Below are 16,703 nucleotides of genomic sequence, written 5' to 3'. Positions count from 1 at the left end.
GGTCGCGGCTGAAGCCGCTCCTACAAAAACGGGGGGGAGTTACGCCGCCGCCGGCTGCGGATCGGCCCACACGCTGTTCGGCTCGCCCTGCCGCGCGCGCCTTGCGGTGGCGCGCGCCAGCACGGCGAAGCCCAGCGCCATCGCCAGCGCCATGCCGTCGACCCAGAATAACGGCCATTGCCCGGCCGCGGCGCTGGTCCACATCCACCAGCCGCTGGCCAGGCCGTGCGCCAGCGGGATCGCCGCGGTGACCACGGTCGCCGCCCACAGCAATTCGCGCGCGGCCTGCGCCGGCGTGCGCAGCGCCGCCCACAGCACGCACAGCGCCCAGCTGCCGAAACAGGCCCAGCGCATACCGGCGTCCACCGCATCGGGCGCAAGCCGTTCCAGCGCCTGCACCGCGACGAACGCCGCCGAAACGGCCACGCACAGCCCCAGGCAGACGCCGACCGTGGCGCGCGCCATGTTGATCTGCGCGCGGCCCTGCTGCGCCTGGCGGCGCTTGCGCCGCGACTCGATCCACAGCAGGTTGCCCGAATAGAACAGGAACGCACCGCCGATGCCGAGCAGGAAGTACAGCCATGGCACCAGCGCGTTGCCGTACTCGCCGAAATGCAGCGCATAGGCCGAGGCCAGCGTGGCGTGGTTGGCATCGCGGCGGCCGGGCAGTTGGGTGGCCAGGACCTTTCCGCTGGCCGCCTCCAGCGCCACCGCGCCGTTCGGCCCGAGCGCGCCGGGCGACTCGCCGCTGACCTCCACCGTGGCGTTGCGGTCGCCGGCGTGCTGCAGCTTCATGTACACCGGCTCGAACTCGTGCAGCCCTTGCCGCCGCGCTTCGGCCACGGCGCGCGCGTTCCAGTCGGCCAGCGTGCCCAGCGCCGCGGGCTGTCCGCTGGCGCTGCGCACCGGCGCGGTGTCCATCGCCGCCGGCATGGCTTGCGGCAGCTTGCCTTCGAAGACCAGCGGGTTCAGCGCGGCCATCAGCAGCAGCGACAGGCACAGCACCGCGCCGGTCACCGCGAACATCAGGTGCAACGGCAGGCTCAGCACGCCGACCACGTTGTGCGCGTCCAGCCAGAACTGCTTGAGATTGCGGCCCGGGCGCAGCGCGAACAGGTCCTTGAACAGCTTCGGCAGGTGGACGATCACGCCCGACACGATCGCCACCGCGTACAGCAGGCTGACGATGCCCATCAGGTAGACGCCGGCCACCGGCAAGCCCAACGTGTAGTGCAGTTCGTTGACCAGCGTGGCCAGGCCGGACTGCGGCAGGGTCGGGGCGCCCTGCAGGTCGTCCAGCGTGGCGAACTGCCATGCGCCCTTCGCGTTGGGCCAGTAGATCAGCGCCTTGGGGAACTCCGTGCTCGGGAACAGCATGCCCAGCTGTTGCCTGGCATCGGGGTGCCGCGCCAGCACGCCGTCCAGCAGGCGCTGCGCGTCGTCCAGCGTCTGCACCGGCACCACCTGCTGCGACTGCCAGCGCGGCAGGTCGTGGTGGAACACGGTGATGGCGCCGGCATAGAACGCGACGAACAGCGCGAAGCCGGCGACCAGCCCCATCCAGGTATGCAGCGCGGTGAAGGTGCGCACGGTGGCGGCTTGCAGTTTCATGCGGATCTCCTCATTGCGCCCAGCCCAGGGTCTTCAGCGCCCACAGCAGGGCGAAGCCCGCCGCGGCGGCCAGGCTCAGCCCGATCCACGCGCGCAGCCCGCTGCGGAACGCGAAGGCGCCGATGGCCGCGGCCACCCACAGCGGCACGAAGGCCAGCAACGACGGGACCAGGGCCCGCTGCCACGGTCCCGGCGGCAGCCAGCACACCAGCCCGGTCAGCGCCACGGCCAGAAAGAAGCCCGGCAGCAGTCCGGCCAGCCCGCGGCTCCACATCATGCGCGGCTCCGCGTGGCGGGCGCGCCGCCGCCGAGCATGCCCAGGCACGGCGCGAGCATCAGCCCGAGCATCCAGCTGGCGAGCATCGCGCACAGCCCGGCGCCGACGCCCAGCCGCCCGATCCACAGCGCCAGCGATGCCGCCGCCAGCGCCAGTCCCAATGCGGTGCCATGCGCGCGCAGGCGGCGCAGCGCCGGCACCCGGCAATGCGCCGAGCCCGCATACAGCGCCAGCGCCGACAGCAGCGCCAGCGCGGTGGCCATGCCGATCCAGACGACCGCGCTCATCGCGGGGTGCTCCGGGCCTGCCGCGTGGCGGTTGGGCGCGGTGCGGGCGCTGCCCGGCGAGGGGGAAAGACGGCGGTATCGTGCGTGCGGGCAGGGGGCATCGGCGGATTCCTGTGGAGTGGCGCGCAACCCGAGCGGATGCCGCGCTGCTTATGCTCGCGGATGATAATCATTCTGGTTTGACAAGGAAATGCGCCGCCGCGGCGGCGCCGGCTCAGCCGCGCTGCGACGAGGCCCGCAACGACAGCGTCACCGGCAGGGTCCGGCTTGCGGCCGGCTGCCCGGCGATCTGCGCCAGCAGCGTCTCCACCAGCACCGCGCCGGCGATCTTGGTGTCCTGCTGCACCGTCGACAGCGCCGGCGCCACGCAGGCGGCCATCGGGATGTCGTCGAAGCCGGCCAGGGCGACGTCGTCGGGTACGCGCAGGCCGTGCTCGCGCAGCGCCTTCAGCGCGCCGACCGCGATCAGGTCGCTGGCGGCGAACACCGCATCGACCGCGACGCCACGGCCCAGCAGCGACTGCATCGCCTCGTAGCCGGACTGTTCGGTGGAGATCGCGTCGGCCTGCAGGGCCGGGTCGGGGTCCAGCCCGGCCGCGCGCAGGGCCTGCGCATGGCCGCGGTAGCGCTCGAAGAACTCCGGGTAGTGGTTCGACGCATGGCCGAGGAAGGCCAGCTGACGGCAGCCCTGGCCGAGCAGGTGCACGGTGATGTCGTGCCCGCCCTGGAAGTTGTCGCAGCCGATCGACACGCCCGGCTGGTCCGGCAGCACCGCGCCCCAGCGCACGAAGTGGGTGCCTTGCTCGACCAGGTGCTGGAGCCGCTGCCGCGCCTGCAGGTAGTCGCCGTAGCCGAGCAGGATCAGGCCGTCGGCCTTCTGGCTGTCGCCGTAGTCGGCATGCCAGTTGTCCGACAGCTGCTGGAACGACACCAGCAGGTCGTAGCCGTGGCGGGCGCAGGCGCGGGTGATCGAGCCCAGCATCGAGTGGAAGAACGGATTGATCAGCGAGTCGTCCGGCGTGGGGTCCTCGAAGAACAGCAGCGCCAGCGTGCCGGCGTTGCGCAGGCGCAGGCTGGAGGCGTGCTTGTCGACCTTGTAGTTCAGCTCGCGCGCGATCGCCAGGATCTTGCGCCGGGTCTGCTCGTTGACCATCGGACTGCCGCGCAGCGCGCGCGAGACCGTCGGCTGCGATACGCCGGCCAGATAGGCGATATCGAGCGAAGTGGCTTTGCCTTTGATGGACGTGGCTCGCGGGTACCGGAAAGGCGCGCAGCATGCCACGACGCGGGCCCGCGCCGTTGCTGCGGCGCAACGAAGGACCGGGATCGGGGATTCGGGACTGGGGATGCCATCAGCCCGCTCCCGAATCCCGAATCCCCAGTCCCGAGTCCCGAGTCCCGAGTCCCGCCTTTATGGTTTACTATGCCCAGTCAATCAATGCGGAACTACGGGTGGCCCGCGGCAACGCCGGCCGAGCGTGCGACATGAGCACTACCATCGCCTCAGCATGAATCCCGCCCAAGGCTGTCCGAGCAGGCGCCCTTGTGGCGCCTTATTTGTATGCCCGCCGCCGCGTGGCGCCGCCTCCCGGCGCGCCGCGCGCCCGCGCCGGACCCGCACCGCTTCCCCCATTTTGCCGAACCCATGATCACGATTACGCTCCCCGACGGCAGCCGCCGCGAATTCGAACACCCTGTCAGCGTCATGGACGTGGCCCAGTCGATCGGCCCCGGCCTGGCCAAGGCCACCATCGCCGGCGCGGTGGACGGCCGCCTGGTCGACGCCAGCGACCTGATCGACCACGACGCCAGCCTGCGCATCATCACCGCCAAGGACGAGGAGGGCGTGGAGATCATCCGCCACTCCTGCGCGCACCTGGTCGGGCACGCGGTCAAGCAGCTGTATCCGGACGTCAAGATGGTGATCGGCCCGGTCATCGCCGAGGGCTTCTACTACGACGTCCACAGCGAGCGCCCGTTCACCCCGGAAGACCTGGCGGCGATCGAGGCGCGCATGCAGGAGCTGATCGCGCAGGACTACGACGTGGTCAAGAAGGTCACGCCGCGCGCCGAGGTGATCGAGGTGTTCAAGGCGCGCGGCGAGGACTACAAGCTGCGCCTGATCGAGGACATGGCCGACGACATCACCGCGATGGGCCTGTACTACCACCAGGAATATGTGGACATGTGCCGCGGCCCGCACGTGCCGAACACGCGCTTCCTCAAGGCGTTCAAGCTCACCCGCATCTCCGGCGCCTACTGGCGCGGCGACGCCAAGAACGAGCAGCTGCAGCGCATCTACGGCACCGCCTGGGCCGACAAGAAGCAGCTCGACGCGTACATCAAGCGCATCGAGGAGGCCGAGAAGCGCGACCATCGCCGCATCGGCAAGCAGCAGGAACTGTTCCACCTGCAGGAAGAGGCGCCGGGCCTGGTGTTCTGGCATCCGAAGGGCTGGGCGATCTGGCAGGTGGTCGAGCAGTACATGCGCAAGGTGTACCGCGACAGCGGCTACGGCGAGGTGCGCTGCCCGCAGATCCTGGACGTGTCGCTGTGGCAGAAGTCCGGCCACTGGGACAACTACCAGGAGAACATGTTCTTCACCGAATCGGAGAAGCGCACCTACGCGGTCAAGCCGATGAACTGCCCGGGCCACGTCCAGGTGTTCAACCAGGGCCTGCACAGCTACCGCGACCTGCCGATCCGCTACGGCGAATTCGGCTCGTGCCACCGCAACGAGCCGTCCGGCGCGCTGCACGGCATCCTGCGCGTGCGCGGCTTCACCCAGGACGACGGCCACGTGTTCTGCACCGAGGAGCAGATCGAGTCCGAGGTGACCGCGTTCCACCAGCAGGCGCTGGCGGTGTATGCGGCGTTCGGCTTCGATCCGGCGGCCGAGGGCACGATCCAGATCAAGATCGCGCTGCGCCCGGAAAAGCGCCTCGGCGACGACGCCACCTGGGACAAGGCCGAGGCCGCGCTGCGCGCGGCGCTGCGCAACTGCGGCGTGGAATGGCAGGAGCTGCCGGGCGAGGGCGCGTTCTACGGGCCGAAGATCGAGTACCACCTCAAGGACGCGATCGGCCGCACCTGGCAGCTGGGCACGATGCAGGTCGACTTCATGATGCCCGGCCGGCTGGGCGCCGAATATGTCGACGAGCACAGCCAGAAGAAGCACCCGGTCATGCTGCACCGCGCCATCGTGGGCTCGATGGAGCGCTTCATCGGCATCCTGATCGAGCATTACGCCGGCGCCTACCCGGCCTGGCTGGCGCCGGTGCAGGCGGTCGTGATGAACATCACCGACGCCCAGGCCGATCACGTAGACAGTGTGCGGAAAAGCCTTGCAAATCAAGGCTTCCGCGTTACGGCCGATTTGCGGAACGAAAAAATCGGCTATAAGATTCGCGAACACACGCTGCAGCGGGTGCCTTACCTGCTGGTGGTCGGCGACCGCGAGAAGGAAAACGGCGCCATTGCCGTGCGGACGCGATCGGGGGAGGATCTGGGAACCATGTCGGTCTCCGCCTTCGCCGAGCGCCTGCGCGCCGAGCAGCTGGCGTAACACCATCCCGACGCGGCCGAGCCTTTCGGCCGCGTCGATCCGATTCCCCTGGGAGATTGCAATATCAGTACCCCTGACAACAAACAGAACCGCAAGAACCAAGAGATCCGCGTCCCGCGCGTTCGCGTGATCGGCGCGGACGGCGAAATGGTCGGCGTGCTCACGCGCGACGAAGCGCTGGCGCTGGCCGAGGAAGACGGCCTGGATCTGGTCGAGATCCAGCCGCAGGCCGACCCGCCGGTCTGCAAGATCATGGACTTCGGCAAGTTCAAGTTCGAGCAGCAGAAGAAGGCCAACGAAGCCAAGAAGAAGACCAAGCAGGTCGAGATCAAGGAAATCAAGTTCCGTCCGGTCACGGACGAGGGCGATTACCAGATCAAGCTGCGCAACATGCGTCGCTTCCTCGAAGAGGGCGACAAGGTCAAGGTCAACATCCGCTTCCGTGGCCGCGAGATGAGCCACCAGGAACTCGGTCGCGAGATGGCGGCCCGGATCGAGGCCGACCTCGGCGAAGACATCGTCATCGAATCGCGTCCGCGCCTGGAAGGCCGGCAGATGGTGATGATGATCGCGCCGAAGAAGCGCTGACCGCGGCTTTCGCGGCTTCAGGATCGCGCCCCGCCTCGCGCGGGAGCGCGGCCGCCCGGGCGCCTGCTCTTTGCGTTTCCCGATCGCCGCGTTGACCGCCTCGCGCTTGCAGCGTGCCCGCGGCCCGCGCAGCCTGTTCGAGTCCCGAGTCCCGAGTCCCGGCATCCGGATCGAAATACATGATTTGCAAGGCATTCCCCGCCCTGGCATAATGCGCGGCCCGGTTCATCGGGTTTGCCGTGCAGGCGGCAACAGGACCCGCCCGGATTCTTTGAGGATCAAGGGCTTACAAGCAGGTACGGGCAAGGATGGAAAGCGTGGCGACCCCACCGCCCTGACCAGTGACAAAACACCATCAAGGACATTGCAATGCCCAAGATCAAGACCAACCGGGCGGCGGCCAAGCGTTTCCGCAAGACCGCCTCCGGCAAGTACAAGGCCGGCCACGCCAACCGTAGCCACATCCTCACCAAGAAAGCGACCAAGCGGAAGCGCAACCTGCGGCAGACGAACCATGTTCGTGCCGAGGACGCAGGCCGTCTTGACCGTATGCTTCCTTACCTCTGAGGACTGAACCATGGCTCGAGTAAAACGTGGCGTCCAGGCACGCCGTCGTCACAAGAAAGTTCTGAACCTGGCCAAGGGCTACTACAACGCCCGCCGCAAGGTCTTCCGCGTCGCCAAGCAGGCGGTGATCAAGGCGCAGCAGTACGCCTACATCGGCCGCAAGCAGAAGAAGCGCAATTTCCGTTCGCTGTGGATCACCCGCATCAATGCGGCGGCCCGCATCAACGGCCTGAGCTACAGCCGTTTCATGAACGGCCTGCTCAAGGCCGGCATCACCCTGGACCGCAAGGTGCTGGCGGACATCGCCGTGCACGATGCGCAGGGCTTTGCCGCCTTGGCTGAGAAGGCGAAGGGCGCGCTGGCGGCATAAGTGCGAGTCCCTCGCAGGAGCCCGCCATCCATGTGCGGGTTTTCAACGAGGAGCCATCGCAGACATGCATGCAGGGGAAGGGCGCGAGTCCTTCCCCTTTTTGCGTTTTGTGCATCCTGATCGCGGGACCTGTCCCGTCATCGGGATGCCCCTGATCGCGGTAACCAGGTTGGACGTTCGGCTGAAAGTGAGGCGCGAGTGCAATGAGTGACATCGAATCCCTGACCGGGCAGGCGCTGGCGGACATCGCCGCGGCGCAGGACCCGGACGCGCTGGAGCAGTTGCGCGTCGCGTTGCTCGGCAAGAGCGGCAGCATCACCGCGCAGCTCAAGCAGCTCGGCGCGTTGCCGGCCGAGCAGCGCAAGCTGGCCGGCGAGGCGATCAACCGCGCGCGCGATGCCGTATCCGCCGCGTTGGCCGAGCGCCGCACGCTGCTGGAAAGCGCCGCGATGGAGGCGCGCCTGGCCGACGAGCGCATCGACGTGACCCTGCCGGGCCGGCGCGGCGAGCGCGGCGGCCTGCATCCGGTCACCCGCACGCTGGAACGCATCACCGAGATCTTCGCGCGGCTGGGCTATGAGCTGTCCGACGGCCCGGAGATCGAGGACGACTGGCACAACTTCGAAGCCTTGAACTTCCCGCCGCACCATCCGGCGCGCGCGATGCACGACACCTTCTATTTCGGCGACGGCCGCCTGCTGCGCACGCACACTTCCGGGGTGCAGGTGCGCTACATGGGCGAGCACGCGCCGCCGTTGCGCATGATCGCCGCCGGCAAGGTCTACCGCAGCGACAGCGACCAGACCCATTCGCCGATGTTCCACCAGGTCGAGGGCCTGCTGGTCGACGAGCACGCCACCTTCGCCGACCTCAAGGGCACGCTGGCCGAGTTCGTGCGCGCGTTCTTCGAGCGCGACTTCCAGATGCGCTTCCGCCCCAGCTACTTCCCGTTCGTCGAGCCTGGCGCGGAGGTCGACATCGCCTGGCAGCAGCCCGACGGCAGCACCCGCTGGCTGGAGGTGCTCGGCTGCGGCATGGTCCATCCGAACGTGCTGAAGAACGTCGGCATCGATCCGCAGCGCTACACCGGCTTCGCCTTCGGCATGGGCGTGGAGCGCTTCGCGATGCTGCGCTACGGCGTCAACGACCTGCGCGCGTTCTTCGAGAACGATGTGCGGTTCTTGCGTCAGTTCGCATGAATCCCGTTCGGGACTCGGGACTGGGGACTCGGGACTCGCGGAAGCGTCAGCGTTCCGCCTGTCTGCGAGTCCTTGCATCCGCGTCCCGAGTCCCGAGTCCCGAGTCCCGGAAACACCATGAAATTCTCTGAAAACTGGCTGCGCAGCCACGTCCCCACCCAGGCCTCGCGCGACGAACTGGCTGCGACCCTGACCGCCATCGGCCTGGAGGTCGAAGAGGTCACGCCGCTCGGCGAATCGCTGCAGCAGGTGGTGGTCGCGCGCATCGTCGAGGCGGTGCGGCATCCGCAGGCCGACCGGCTGCAGGTGTGCCAGGTCGACGCCGGGCAGGGCGCGCCGCTGCAAATCGTCTGCGGCGCGCCGAACGCGCGCGTCGGGCTGGTCGCGCCGCTGGCGCTGGTCGGCGCCAATGTCGGCGGGATCGCGATCAAGGCGGCCGAGCTGCGCGGCGTGGCCTCCAACGGCATGCTGTGCTCGGCCAAGGAGCTGGGCCTGGACAGCGACGCGTCCGGGCTGTTCGAACTGCCGGCCGATGCGCCGGTCGGCCAGGCGCTGGCCGACTACCTGGGGCTGCCGGACGCCAGCATCGAGATCAAGCTGACCCCGAACCGCGCCGACTGCTTCGGCGTGCGCGGCATCGCCTACGACGTGGCGGCCGCCTGCGCCAGCGAGGTGCTGCCGTTCGACGCCGCGCCGGTCGCCGCGGGCAGCGACCGCACCTTGCCGGTGACGTTGGGCGCCGGCGCCGAGGCGCCGCGCTATTGCGGCCGCGTCATCGAGGGCATCGATCCGGCCGCAAGCACGCCGGTATGGATGGCCGAACGCCTGCGCCGCAGCGGCGTGCGCCCGCTGTCGCTGCTGGTGGACGTCACCCAGTACGTGATGCTGGAACTGGGCCAGCCGATGCACGCCTTCGACCTGGACACGCTGCGCGGGCCGATCGGCGTGCGCCGCGCGCGCGCCGGCGAGGCGCTGAAGCTGCTCGACGGACGCGACGCGGCGCTGGACGACAGCTTCCTGGTCGTCACCGACGACGACCGCGCGGTCGCACTGGCCGGGCTGATGGGCGGTTACGACACCCGCGTCACCGACGGCACCGGCAACGTATTCCTGGAAGCGGCCCATTTCGCGCCGGCGGCGATCATGGGCCGCGGGCGCAAGCTCGGCCTGCACACCGATGCCGGCCACCGCTTCGAGCGCGGCGTGGACCCGGCGCTGCCGCGGCAGGCGATCGAAATCGCCACCCGGCTGGTGCTGGAACTGGCGGGCGGCCGCGCCGGTCCGGTGGTCGAAGCCGAGCTGCCCGAGCACCTGCCGGCGCCGGCGGCCATCGCGCTGCGCCGCGCGCGCATCGCTCGCGTGCTCGGCATCGAGATCGCCGATGCGCAGGTCGAACGCATCCTGCGCGCGCTGGGCATGCAGGTCGCGGCCGCCGCCGACGGCTGGCAGGTGACGCCGCCGAGCCGCCGCTTCGATATCGCGATCGAGGAAGACCTGGTCGAGGAACTGGCGCGGATCCATGGCTACGACCGGCTGCCGACCACGCTGCCGGGCGGGGCCACCCGCATCGCGATGAGCAGCGAGACGGCGCTGGACGAAGCGAGCGTGCGCCGCCAGCTGGTCGCGCGCGAGATGCTGGAGACCATCAACTACGCCTTCGTCGGTGCCGCCTGGCTGGACCAGTGGCAACTGCACGACGAGCGCGTGCCGCTGGCCAATCCGCTCAGCGCCGAGCTCGCGGTGATGCGTCCGTCGCTGCTGCCCGGGCTGGTGGCGACGCTGGGTCGCAATGCCGCGCGCCAGGCCGGGCGGGTGCGCCTGTTCGAACTGGGCAAGGTGTTCCAGGCGGCCGAACCGGGCGCGGCCCCGCGCGAGACGCAGCGCGTGGCGGCCGCGGTGTGCGGCGATGCCGAGGCGCTGCAATGGGGACTGCCGGCGCGCAAGGTCGATTTCCACGACCTGAAGGGCGACGTCGAATCGCTGGCCAGCGCCTCCGGCGCGCGGCTGGAGTTCCGCCCGTCGGCGCATCCGTTCGCGCATCCGACCCGTTCGGCCGACGTCTGCCGCGACGGCGAGTGCATCGGCTGGATCGGCCAGCTGCACCCGCGCCTGCTGCGTGCGCTGGAGATCGAGGTCGACGTGTTCGGCTTCGAGCTGGCGCTGGCGCCGCTGGCGGCACGCGCCTTGCCGCGCGCGGCCGAGCTGTCGCGCTACCCGTCGGTGCGCCGCGATCTGGCCTTCCTGGTGCCCGAGGCGGTCGCCTGGTCGGCGCTGGCCGGCAGCGTGCGCGCGGCCGTCGGTCCCTTGCTGCGCGAGGTGGTGCTGTTCGACCGCTACGTCGGGCCGGGGGTCGAGGCGGGTTTCAAGAGTCTCGCTATGGGCTTGATTTTGCAGGACAACTCGCGCACTCTGACGGATCGCGATGTGGATGCGGTGGTCGCCGACGCGGTGGCCGCGCTGGCCCGCGAACATGGCGCGCGGATTCGCGGTTAGGCGTAGGGACGTAGCACGGGGATGGCAGGGCAATGGCGTTGACCAAAGCGGAAATGGCCGAACGGTTGTTCGACGAAGTCGGGCTGAACAAGCGCGAGGCCAAGGAATTCGTCGATGCCTTCTTCGACGTGCTGCGCGATGCGCTGGAGCAGGGGCGGCAGGTGAAGCTGTCCGGTTTCGGCAACTTCGACCTGCGCCGCAAGAACCAACGCCCCGGCCGCAATCCCAAGACCGGCGAAGAGATTCCGATTTCGGCCCGTACGGTGGTGACCTTCCGTCCTGGCCAGAAGCTCAAGGAGCGAGTGGAGGCTTATGCTGGATCCGGGCAGTAATCGAGAGCTTCCGCCGATTCCGGCCAAGCGCTACTTCACCATCGGTGAGGTGAGCGAGCTGTGCGACGTCAAGCCGCATGTGCTGCGCTACTGGGAAACCGAGTTTCCCAGCCTGGAACCGGTCAAGCGCCGCGGCAACCGCCGCTACTACCAGCGCCACGACGTGCTGATGGTGCGGCAGATCCGCAGCCTGCTGTACGAACAGGGCTATACCATCGGCGGCGCGCGCCTGCGCCTGGAGGGCGAGGGCGCCCGCCAGGAATCGGCGTTGAGCAACCAGATCATCAAGCAGGTGCGGCAGGAACTGGAAGAAGTGCTGCAGCTGTTGCGGCGTTGATCGCCGCGGCGCCGAGCGGCTAGGAATGCGCCGGGCAAACCCGCTATAATCGCCAGCTCGCCGCGAGGCGGGACTCGCTTGATAGCGAATACCGGGGTATAGCGCAGCCTGGTAGCGCACCAGTCTGGGGGACTGGTGGTCGTCGGTTCGAATCCGGCTACCCCGACCAATTTGTAAGAACAACGGCTTGCGGCGAACCCGCAAGCCGTTTTTCGTTGCGCGCCGGGCGCGTATGCGGACATCGTCCTGGGCATCGATCAGGGTGCCGGCGTGGTGCCGGTTGCGCCTGTGCCGGGCGTGGGTCGCGCCTGCGAAGCTGGCGTCGCTGCGGAGCTGCATGGAAAGCGTGGCGCGACCGACGCGCGGACTTTCGCGCTGTGCGATCTGCCGGCGTCCCGGCGTAGCCGCCACGCCGGGATGCATCGATGCAGCCTGCGCGGCCAACGCCGCGCGCAGCGCCGCGTCGCTCTGGCTTCTATGCCTGGACTCCCGCTTGCTCCATCTGGACTCCCACTTGCTCCTACCGGCTCGGTTTTGCGATGCGGGGACCGGGGGCGCGACGCCTGGCTCGGGTCGCGGTCTGCGCAAGGGCCGCTCCGGCCCTGGCTACGAGGGTGTAGTCGACCGTTAAATCGACGGGTGAGCACGTAGACAAATCCATCACGCACGGCGGTCAAACTGGACTCCCTGTCCCAATCCCGGGCCTTTCTAAATGCTGTGATTCATGTCACGTTAGACAAGAATCCGGCATTTAATTGCGGCCCCGGCCCGTCATGGAATTGACGGATGTCACGTTAATACTCCGTAGAACAGCGTCTCAAGATGTCAACGTTGTCATGACATTGCTGAATACGTGGATAGGAACTTGAACCGGGCTGGTATCGCGTCAAGAAAATGTCGGTAGACGTATTGGTGACGCCAAGTGCCTGTGCCATAGTGCGGTGCAACACGAGGCTTCGCTGTTGGCCCCCCGGCGCTACCGCCAGGGCTGGAAATGACACTGCACAGGCACGCTCCGACCGGTGATGGATCACGGGATGGCGGTGGAAGTGCGGCGATCCGAAACCACTCAACAGAGATTACGAGCATCGCGCATGGGTAAGTTTTTCGGTAAGTTCAACTGGGCGTCGTGCCTGGCCCTCTCCTGTCTGGTCTTGCTGTCCGCGTGCAGTCCCGGGCCCAAGATGCTGAAGGAGCTGCCGCCAGGCGATCCGCTGGCCGGCGCGATGGGCCAGCCCGAGTACCTGATCGGGCCGGGCGATCTGCTGCTGGTCAAGGTGTTCCAGGTCGACGACCTCGAACGCCAGGTCCGGGTGGACAACGCCGGGCGCATCTCGCTGCCGCTGATCGGCGACGTCAAGGCCGCCGGCCTGGGCGTCAACGCGCTGGAGAAGCAACTGTCCGAACGCTACCGCAACGGCTACCTGCAGGATCCGCAGGTGTCGGTGCTGGTGCAGGAATTCACCAGCAACCGGGTCACCGTGACCGGCGCGGTTTCCGAGCCCGGCATCTACCCGATCGCCGGGCCGGCGTTGACCCTGCAACAGGCGCTGGCGCAGGCCAAGGGCGTGAGCGGTGTCGCCAGCCGCGGCAATGTGGTGGTGTTCCGCAACATCGGCGGGCAGAAGATGCTGGCGCGTTTCGACCTGAACGACGTCGAGCAGGGCGAATCGCCCGATCCGGAGGTCTACGGCGGCGACATCATCGTCGTCTACCGTTCCGACGCGCGCCTGCTGCTGCGCACGGTGCTCGAGCTTACGCCGTTCGTCATGGTCTGGCGGGCTTACCGATGAGTACGTCCACGATGCATACCCGTCCTTCCTCCGCGCCGTTGAGCCCGGCCGACATCAGCCTGCTCGACTACTGGAACGCGCTCAACCGGCAGCGCTGGCTGATCATCGGCATCACCGCTGCGGCAGTGGTCGTGGCGTTGGGGATAACGCTGCTGATGACGCCCAAGTACCGCGCCACCAGCGTGCTGCAGATCGAGCGCGAGGCGCTGAACGTCACCAACGTCGAGAACCTGATGCCGGTGGAATCGCCGCAGGACCGCGATTTCTACCAGACCCAGTACGAACTGCTCGGCAGCCGCTCGCTGGCGCGCGCGGTGATCCGCGAGGCCAAGCTGGCCCAGGACCCGGCGTTCAAGCCGCTGGCCGATGCCGCGCTGGACAAGCTCAACGGCAACGGCGACGGCAAACCGCCCAGCACCGAGGCGCGCAACGCCGCGGTCGAGAACGCATTGATCGGCCCGCTGCTGGACGGCCTGGTGATCGAGCCGGTACGCGATTCGCGGCTGGTGCGGATCAATTTCGATTCGCCCGATCCGGTGCTGGCCACGCGCATTTCCAACACCTACGCCAAGATGTTCATCGCTTCGACACAGGAACGGCGCCTGCAGGCGTCGGCCTTCGCCTCCAAGTACCTGTCCGAGCGTCTGGCGCAGCTGCGCGACCGGGTCGAGGAGTCCGAGCGCAACGTGGTCGATTACTCGAGCAAGGAACAGATCGTGTCGATGGGCGAGGACAAGCCGTCGCTGCCGACGCAGAACATGTCCGAGCTCAACGCGATGCTGGCCACCGCCCAGGATGCGCGGATCAAGGCCGAGTCGGCCTGGCGCCAGGCCGGCGTCGGCGACGGCATGGCCCTGCCGCAGGTGATCAGCAATTCGCTGATCCAGTCCCTGCGCTCGGAGCAGATCAAGCTGACCTCGGAATACCAGCAGAAGCTGGCCACGTTCCAGCCGGGCTATCCGGAGATGCAGCGCCTGCAGAACCAGATCAACGAGATCAAGCGCCAGATCGGCAACGAAGTGGCCAACATCCGCGGCGCGTTGAAGAACGACTACGAAGCGGCACGGCAGCAGGAGACCATGCTGTCCGAGCGCATCTCCAGCCTGAAGATCGACGAACTGGACCTGCAGTCGCGCAGCATCCGCTACAACATGCTCAAGCGCGAAGCCGACACCAACCGCCAGCTCTACGACGCGCTGCTGCAGCGCTACAAGGAGATCGGCGTGGCCGGCAACGTCGGTACCAACAATGTGTCGATCGTCGATCGCGCCGATGTGCCGAGCCAGCCGAGCTCGCCGAAGCTGCCGCTGAACCTGGCGCTGGCGTTCGTGTTCGGCCTGTTCGCTGCGATCGCCATCGCGCTGATCCGCTATTTCCTGCGCGAAGCCCATGCTGCGTCCGCACCGTGACTGCGATGCGTGGCGCGCGGGCATGCGACGCGGCGTGATCCGGGTCGCGGCGCATGCGACGACCTCGGCACAGAGTCTTATTTCTTAAGCAATTCCTTCAGAGAGGTGATACGTGGTTCAGCTAAGTAATGAGGCAACCCTTTATTTTCCGTTCGCTTGTACGAAGTCGTCCTTCTGTTGAAGTAACACGGGCTGACGTGGACCTGGGGTCGGTGAGGAAGGCACCGCAGCGGTCCATGTCAGATGAATCGAGGCCCGGATACGTCGCGTGTTCCCCCGCACGCCACCGACCCGAGTTTGGATAGGAATCCCGATCATGCTTTTGGCAGACCTTAGCAGCGCCACCTACACCACCGCATCGCCCCGATTGCTTTCCAAGTACTCGGCCGCCGCGGACATCCTGTTGCGCGTATCGGACCTGACGGTCATCGTCATGGCCGCGCTCGTGACCCACCGCCTGTTGTTCAACACGTGGATGCCCGAGGCGTCGTACCGCGTCGCGATCGGCACCACCTTGTTGTACGCGGTGATCTGCTTCGCCTTGTTCCCGCTGTATCGCAGCTGGCGCGGACGCGGCCTGCTGCGCGAGATGATGGTGCTGAGCCTGGCATGCAGCGGCGTGTTCGCGCTGTTCGCGGTGCATGCGTTCGTGATCCAGTTCGGCCAGCAGGTCTCGCGCCTGTGGATCGGGCTGTGGTTCACCAGCAGCCTGGCGATCCTGCTGCTGTCGCGGACGATGGTGCGCGGGGTGCTGAACCACCTGCGCTCCGAAGGCGTGGACGTGCAGCGCGTGGTCGTGGTCGGCCTGCGCCACCCGGTGGTCAAGATCCACAACTACCTGAGCCGCAACTCGTGGGTCGGCATGCAGATGATGGGCTACTTCAGCAGCGACTACGACCTGTCGGTGGCCGATCATCCGAAGAAGCTGCAGTGCCTGGGTCCCGGCACGCCGGAGTCGCTGATCGAGTTCCTCAACAACAACCAGGTCGAGCAGGTGTGGATCTCGCTGCCGCTGGGCGAGCGCGACCACATCAAGCAACTGCTGCAGCAGATGGACCGCTATCCGATCCAGGTCCGGCTGATCCCCGATCTGTTCGACTTCGGCATGCTCAACCAGTCCGGCGACCAGATCGGCAACGTGCCGGTGATCAACCTGCGCCAGGGCGGCGTGGACCGCAACAACTACTTCCTGGTCGCCAAGGCGCTGCAGGACAAGCTGGTCGCGCTAGCCGCGCTGCTGATGCTGTGGCCGGTGATGCTGGCGATCGCCATCGGGGTCAAGCTGAGTTCGCCCGGTCCGGTGTTCTTCCGCCAGCGCCGCCACGGCCTGGGCGGCCGCGAGTTCTACATGTACAAGTTCCGTTCGATGCGCGTGCAACAGGAACACAGCGACGTGGTGGTGCAGGCCAAGCGCGGCGACAGCCGGGTCACGCCGTTCGGCGCGTTCCTGCGCCGAACCAGCCTGGACGAGCTGCCGCAGCTGTTCAACGTGCTCGGCGGCAGCATGTCGGTGGTCGGCCCGCGTCCGCACGCGGCGCAGCACAACACCCACTACGAAAAGCTGATCAACCACTACATGCAGCGGCACTACGTCAAGCCGGGCATCACCGGCTGGGCCCAGGTCAACGGGTTCCGTGGCGAGACGCCGGAGCTGCGTACGATGAAGAAGCGTATCCAGTACGACCTGGACTACATCCGCCGCTGGTCGCTGTGGCTGGACATACGCATCATCGTGCTTACCGCGGTGAAGGTGCTCGGGCAGAAGACCGCCTACTGATGCGCCCGACGTGCCGTTACCCAGCCGACCGTCCCCGGTGCCGGCGACGCGTCGTCGTCGCTGTCGCCGGCACCGGGGAGATCGGGCTGCCGGCGCCG

The 16,703-nt window shown here is 67.6% G+C and carries 15 protein-coding genes and 1 tRNA gene; 12 read left to right on the top strand and 4 right to left on the bottom strand.

The window, feature by feature from the left end; translation table 11 throughout:
* Window positions 1-39: 39 nt before the first annotated feature.
* The 4 genes from JR065_RS12580 to JR065_RS12565 form a co-directional block, all read right to left on the bottom strand.
* On the bottom strand, window positions 40-1,611 hold the full coding sequence (locus JR065_RS12580; RefSeq protein WP_206234565.1) for a PepSY-associated TM helix domain-containing protein: 1,572 nt from the start codon (window positions 1,609-1,611) through the stop codon (window positions 40-42).
* Window positions 1,612-1,621: 10 nt separating this feature from the next.
* Complete coding sequence (locus JR065_RS12575) at window positions 1,622-1,885, bottom strand: hypothetical protein (RefSeq protein WP_206234654.1); 264 nt, start codon at window positions 1,883-1,885, stop codon at window positions 1,622-1,624.
* On the bottom strand, window positions 1,885-2,175 hold the full coding sequence (locus tag JR065_RS12570) for a hypothetical protein (RefSeq protein ID WP_241093594.1): 291 nt from the start codon (window positions 2,173-2,175) through the stop codon (window positions 1,885-1,887). Before JR065_RS12570 ends, JR065_RS12575 begins: the two co-directional genes overlap by 1 nt.
* A gap of 214 nt (window positions 2,176-2,389) precedes the next feature.
* Window positions 2,390-3,457, bottom strand: a complete 1,068-nt coding sequence (locus JR065_RS12565; RefSeq protein WP_206234564.1) for a substrate-binding domain-containing protein — start codon at window positions 3,455-3,457, stop codon at window positions 2,390-2,392.
* Between the two features lie 363 nt (window positions 3,458-3,820).
* On the opposite strand from JR065_RS12565, the gene thrS reads away from it, so the two are divergent.
* The 12 genes from thrS to JR065_RS12505 all read left to right on the top strand — a co-directional run bounded on the left by thrS (window position 3,821) and on the right by JR065_RS12505 (window position 16,605).
* Window positions 3,821-5,740: a threonine--tRNA ligase gene (gene thrS, locus JR065_RS12560; RefSeq protein ID WP_206234563.1), complete on the top strand. Its 1,920-nt coding sequence runs from the start codon at window positions 3,821-3,823 to the stop codon at window positions 5,738-5,740.
* 48 nt (window positions 5,741-5,788) lie between these two features.
* Entirely contained in the window at window positions 5,789-6,328 is a 540-nt protein-coding gene (gene infC, locus JR065_RS12555; RefSeq protein ID WP_206234651.1) for a translation initiation factor IF-3, read from the top strand.
* A gap of 369 nt (window positions 6,329-6,697) precedes the next feature.
* Window positions 6,698-6,895, top strand: coding sequence for a 50S ribosomal protein L35 (gene rpmI / locus JR065_RS12550; RefSeq protein ID WP_010342861.1), 198 nt, complete (start codon window positions 6,698-6,700; stop codon window positions 6,893-6,895).
* A gap of 10 nt (window positions 6,896-6,905) precedes the next feature.
* Window positions 6,906-7,265, top strand: coding sequence for a 50S ribosomal protein L20 (gene rplT, locus JR065_RS12545; RefSeq protein ID WP_128421688.1), 360 nt, complete (start codon window positions 6,906-6,908; stop codon window positions 7,263-7,265).
* A gap of 203 nt (window positions 7,266-7,468) precedes the next feature.
* On the top strand, window positions 7,469-8,464 hold the full coding sequence (pheS, locus tag JR065_RS12540; RefSeq protein ID WP_206234562.1) for a phenylalanine--tRNA ligase subunit alpha: 996 nt from the start codon (window positions 7,469-7,471) through the stop codon (window positions 8,462-8,464).
* 117 nt (window positions 8,465-8,581) lie between these two features.
* Window positions 8,582-10,957, top strand: a complete 2,376-nt coding sequence (gene pheT, locus JR065_RS12535; protein ID WP_206234561.1) for a phenylalanine--tRNA ligase subunit beta — start codon at window positions 8,582-8,584, stop codon at window positions 10,955-10,957.
* A gap of 32 nt (window positions 10,958-10,989) precedes the next feature.
* Window positions 10,990-11,289: an integration host factor subunit alpha gene (locus JR065_RS12530; RefSeq protein ID WP_002811076.1), complete on the top strand. Its 300-nt coding sequence runs from the start codon at window positions 10,990-10,992 to the stop codon at window positions 11,287-11,289.
* Window positions 11,270-11,626, top strand: coding sequence for a MerR family transcriptional regulator (locus JR065_RS12525; RefSeq protein ID WP_009597860.1), 357 nt, complete (start codon window positions 11,270-11,272; stop codon window positions 11,624-11,626). Before JR065_RS12530 ends, JR065_RS12525 begins: the two co-directional genes overlap by 20 nt.
* 92 nt (window positions 11,627-11,718) lie before the next feature.
* Window positions 11,719-11,795 (top strand) — tRNA-Pro (locus JR065_RS12520).
* Window positions 11,796-12,720: 925 nt separating this feature from the next.
* A complete protein-coding gene (locus tag JR065_RS12515; RefSeq protein ID WP_206234560.1) occupies window positions 12,721-13,419 on the top strand; it encodes a polysaccharide biosynthesis/export family protein in 699 nt (232 codons plus the stop codon).
* On the top strand, window positions 13,401-14,828 hold the full coding sequence (locus tag JR065_RS12510) for a GumC family protein (RefSeq protein WP_429001864.1): 1,428 nt from the start codon (window positions 13,401-13,403) through the stop codon (window positions 14,826-14,828). Before JR065_RS12515 ends, JR065_RS12510 begins: the two co-directional genes overlap by 19 nt.
* 316 nt (window positions 14,829-15,144) lie before the next feature.
* Window positions 15,145-16,605, top strand: a complete 1,461-nt coding sequence (locus JR065_RS12505) for an undecaprenyl-phosphate glucose phosphotransferase (RefSeq protein ID WP_206234558.1) — start codon at window positions 15,145-15,147, stop codon at window positions 16,603-16,605.
* Window positions 16,606-16,703: the final 98 nt, after the last annotated feature.

This window comes from Xanthomonas sp. (genome assembly GCF_017163755.1).
Taxonomy (GTDB): Bacteria; Pseudomonadota; Gammaproteobacteria; order Xanthomonadales; family Xanthomonadaceae; genus Xanthomonas_A.
Note: the sequence above shows the minus strand (reverse complement) of the source record. Positions and strands in the feature narration are given on the sequence as shown.

Bases quoted from the DNA above. Each gene is read 5' to 3' on its own strand.
- thrS (WP_206234563.1), top strand. From the start codon at position 3,821: ATGATCACGATTACGCTCCCCGACGGCAGCCGCCGCGAATTCGAACAC.
- JR065_RS12575 (WP_206234654.1), bottom strand. From the start codon at position 1,885: ATGTGGAGCCGCGGGCTGGCCGGACTGCTGCCGGGCTTCTTTCTGGCC.
- rplT (WP_128421688.1), top strand. From the start codon at position 6,906: ATGGCTCGAGTAAAACGTGGCGTCCAGGCACGCCGTCGTCACAAGAAA.
- JR065_RS12570 (WP_241093594.1), bottom strand. From the start codon at position 2,175: ATGAGCGCGGTCGTCTGGATCGGCATGGCCACCGCGCTGGCGCTGCTG.
- pheS (WP_206234562.1), top strand. From the start codon at position 7,469: ATGAGTGACATCGAATCCCTGACCGGGCAGGCGCTGGCGGACATCGCC.
- pheT (WP_206234561.1), top strand. From the start codon at position 8,582: ATGAAATTCTCTGAAAACTGGCTGCGCAGCCACGTCCCCACCCAGGCC.
- JR065_RS12515 (WP_206234560.1), top strand. From the start codon at position 12,721: ATGGGTAAGTTTTTCGGTAAGTTCAACTGGGCGTCGTGCCTGGCCCTC.
- rpmI (WP_010342861.1), top strand. From the start codon at position 6,698: ATGCCCAAGATCAAGACCAACCGGGCGGCGGCCAAGCGTTTCCGCAAG.
- JR065_RS12525 (WP_009597860.1), top strand. From the start codon at position 11,270: ATGCTGGATCCGGGCAGTAATCGAGAGCTTCCGCCGATTCCGGCCAAG.
- JR065_RS12505 (WP_206234558.1), top strand. From the start codon at position 15,145: ATGCTTTTGGCAGACCTTAGCAGCGCCACCTACACCACCGCATCGCCC.
- JR065_RS12530 (WP_002811076.1), top strand. From the start codon at position 10,990: ATGGCGTTGACCAAAGCGGAAATGGCCGAACGGTTGTTCGACGAAGTC.
- JR065_RS12580 (WP_206234565.1), bottom strand. From the start codon at position 1,611: ATGAAACTGCAAGCCGCCACCGTGCGCACCTTCACCGCGCTGCATACC.